Source organism: Albidovulum sp., from assembly GCF_049646345.1.
In the GTDB taxonomy this organism is placed as follows: Bacteria; Pseudomonadota; Alphaproteobacteria; order Rhodobacterales; family Rhodobacteraceae; genus Albidovulum.
Map to the genome: position 1 here is coordinate 1 of NZ_JBARVQ010000630.1, position 2,421 is coordinate 2,421.

At 59.7% G+C, this 2,421-nt stretch carries 3 protein-coding genes; all 3 read left to right on the plus strand.

Going from position 1 to position 2,421, the window contains the following annotated elements:
* On the plus strand, window positions 1-378 hold a 378-nt coding region (locus WBB85_RS16405), incomplete at its 5' end, for an extracellular solute-binding protein (protein WP_432639671.1).
* Window positions 379-441: 63 nt separating this feature from the next.
* A complete protein-coding gene (locus WBB85_RS16410; RefSeq protein WP_432639672.1) occupies window positions 442-1,581 on the plus strand; it encodes an ABC transporter ATP-binding protein in 1,140 nt (379 codons plus the stop codon).
* A gap of 10 nt (window positions 1,582-1,591) precedes the next feature.
* A partial coding sequence (locus tag WBB85_RS16415) for an ABC transporter permease subunit (RefSeq protein ID WP_432639673.1) occupies window positions 1,592-2,421 on the plus strand: 830 nt, incomplete at its 3' end.

Genomic DNA, 2,421 nt, shown 5'->3' on the forward strand with positions numbered 1-2,421 from the left:
GGCGATATCCTTCAGGCCCGCGACCGGGCGGCCGAGGCCGATAACGGGGTCGAGATCGAGTATCACATCCCGAAGGAAGGTGCCCTGATGTGGTTCGACCAGATGGCGATCCCGGTCGATGCGCCGAACCCGGACGCAGCGCACAAGTTCCTGAACTTCATCATGGACGCGAGTAACGCAGCCGCTGCGTCGAACTACGTCTATTACGCCAACGGCAACAAGGCGTCGCAGGACATGCTGAACGAGGATGTGATCGGCGATACCGCGATCTATCCGGACGAGGAAACGCTGAACAACCTCTACACGACAACGGCGTGGGATCCGAAGGTCAACCGCATCGCCACGCGGCTCTGGACCAGGATCAAGTCGGGCACCTGATCGCCCATCTCCAGTCTGCCCCGCGCCGGATGGTGCGGGGCATTCCTTATACATGAGGACATCATGGCCCAGCCCGCAAACCGCCCGGTCTTTGCGCCGTGGACGGATCCGAACGAAAAGCCTCTGATCCAGTTCAAGAACGTCACCAAGAAATTCGGTGAATTCACCGCAATCGACGATCTGACGCTCGACATCTACCGTCAGGAATTCTTCGCGCTTCTTGGCCCCTCTGGCTGTGGCAAAACCACGCTGATGCGGATGCTGGCGGGGTTTGAGACGCCGACAAAGGGCACGATCCTGCTCGATGGGGTCGATATCGCACCGATCCCGCCGAACAAGCGGGCGACGAACATGATGTTCCAAAGCTACGCGCTTTTCCCGCATCTGTCGGTCTGGGACAATATCGCATTCGGGCTGAAACGTTCCGACATGCCGAAGGAACAGATCCCGGCCCGTGTGGAAGAGATGCTGAAACTCGTGCGGCTGGACAAGTTCGCCCGCCGCAAGCCGCACCAGATTTCCGGCGGTCAGAGGCAGCGTGTGGCACTGGCCCGGTCGCTGGCCAAGGCGCCGAAGCTGCTGCTTCTCGATGAACCCCTGGGTGCCCTTGACAAGAAGCTGCGGCAGGACACGCAGTTCGAACTGATGGACATTCAGGAAAAGACCGGCACCACTTTCGTGATCGTGACCCACGATCAGGAAGAGGCGATGACGGTGGCATCCCGTGTGGCTGTAATGGATCACGGCCGGATGATCCAGGTCGATACACCCGACCGGATCTATGAAACGCCCAATTCGGTTTACGTGGCCGACTTCATCGGCGATGTGAACATCATCGAGGGAACGGCATCGGCCAAAGGCGATGGCAAACTCGCCATCGCATGGGCCGAGGGTCAGCCGGAGATTTCGGCCAGCATCGCCGAGGCCGTGGCGCCGGGAACCAAGGTTCATTTCGCGATCCGGCCCGAAAAGGTCGCCATCGCCTCTGAAAAACCCGAGGGCCGCGCCAATGTGATCGAGGGCACGGTCAGCGACATTGCCTATCTTGGCAATATCTCGACCTACAAGGTCGAGGTCGCGGGCGGGCGCATGATCAAGGCGCAGGTCGCCAATGACCGCCGCATCTCTCGGCGCGACATTTCCTGGGAAGACAAGGTCTGGCTGTCCTTTACGGATACGGCCGGCGTTGTCCTCCTGACCTGAGGGGGCGGCCATGAACTTCCGCCGCCTCTTCCTGATCCTGACGCCCTATACCTGGCTTCTGATCTTCTTCCTCGTCCCCTTCGCGATCGTCTTCAAGATCGCATTGTCGGACTATGCAGTTTCCATCCCCCCCTACACGCCGCAATTCGACTTCGCGGCCGGATGGGAGGGGGTAAAGAGCTTCTTCGGTGCGCTGGACTTCGAAAACTTCACCTTCCTCGCCTCGGATGCGCTTTATTACTCCGCCTATCTGTCGAGCGCGAAGATCGCGGCGATCTCGACGCTGATCACGCTGCTGGTCGGTTATCCCATCGCCTATGCCATGGCGCAGTCTTCTGACGAATGGCGTCCGACCCTGATGATGCTGGTGATCCTGCCGTTCTGGACCTCGTTCCTGATCCGCGTCTATGCGTGGATCGGCATCCTGTCGAACGAAGGGTTTCTCAATCAGGCGCTCATGGGGATCGGGCTGATCGACAGCCCGCTGACGATCATGAACACGCAAGCGGCCGTCTATGTCGGTATCGTCTATACCTATCTGCCGTTCATGGTCCTGCCGATCTATGCGGCGTTGGAAAAGCTCGACGGATCGCTGATTGAGGCAGCCGAGGATCTGGGCTGTTCGCGCGCACAGGCCTTCTGGCTGGTGACGATCCCGCTGTCAAAGCCGGGCATCATCGCGGGTTGTTTCCTGGTGTTCATCCCGGCACTCGGTGAATTCGTCATCCCGTCGCTTCTGGGTGGGTCGTCCACGCTGATGATCGGCAAGGTGCTGTTCGAAGAATTCTTCTCAAACCGCGACTGGCCGGTGGCCTCTGCGGTGGCGGTTGTACTGCTGTT

What these genes read in the sequence shown, in the direction of transcription:
- WBB85_RS16410 (WP_432639672.1), top strand. Translation starts at nt 442, where the DNA reads ATGGCCCAGCCCGCAAACCGCCCGGTCTTTGCGCCGTGGACGGATCCG.